Genomic DNA, 919 nt, shown 5'->3' with positions numbered 1-919 from the left:
TCGGCAAATTCGGCGGCTCGCTCGCGAAGGTCGCGGCACCGGAACTGGGCGCGACGGTGATTCGCGCGGTGCTGGAGCGTTCGGGCGTGAAGCCGGAGCAGGTGAGCGAAGTGATCATGGGTCAGGTGCTGACGGCGGGCTCGGGGCAGAACCCGGCGCGGCAATCGCTGATCAAGGCCGGCCTGCCGAGCGCCGTGCCGGGGATGACGATCAACAAGGTGTGCGGCTCGGGCCTGAAGGCCGTGATGCTGGCGGCGAACGCGATCGTCGCGGGCGACGCGGACATCGTGATCGCGGGCGGCCAGGAAAACATGAGCGCGTCGCCGCACGTGCTGCCGGGCTCGCGCGACGGGTTCCGGATGGGCGACGCGAAGCTGGTCGACACGATGATCGTCGATGGCCTGTGGGACGTGTACAACCAGTACCACATGGGCATCACGGCGGAGAACGTCGCGAAGGAATACGGGATCACGCGCGAAGAGCAGGACGCGTTCGCGGCGCTGTCGCAGAACAAGGCGGAAGCCGCGCAGAAGGCCGGCCGCTTCAACGACGAGATCGTGCCGGTGTCGATCCCGCAACGCAAGGGCGAACCGCTGCAGTTCGCGACCGACGAGTTCGTGCGTCATGGCGTGACGGCGGAATCGCTGGCGGGCCTGAAGCCGGCGTTCTCGAAGGACGGCTCGGTGACGGCGGCGAACGCGTCGGGGCTGAACGACGGCGCGGCGGCGGTGCTGGTGATGTCGGCGCAGAAGGCGGCCGCACTTGGCCTGACGCCGCTGGCGCGGATCAAGGCATACGCGAACGCGGGCGTGGATCCGAGCGTGATGGGCATGGGTCCGGTGCCGGCATCGCGCCGCTGCCTGGAGCGTGCGGGCTGGACGCCGGGCGACCTGGACCTGATGGAAATCAACGAGGCATT

1 protein-coding gene is annotated in these 919 nt (G+C 68.8%); it reads left to right on the top strand.

Annotated elements, in window-relative coordinates; genetic code table 11:
- Positions 1-919: acetyl-CoA C-acetyltransferase (locus U5771_RS35205; protein ID WP_322028186.1), on the top strand; the 919-nt coding region annotated here is incomplete at both ends.

Source organism: Burkholderia sp. BCC1977 (assembly GCF_905339595.1).
Lineage (GTDB): Bacteria > Pseudomonadota > Gammaproteobacteria > Burkholderiales > Burkholderiaceae > Burkholderia.
The sequence above is the reverse complement of the archived record's forward strand: the minus strand, read 5'-3'. Positions and strand labels throughout refer to the sequence as shown.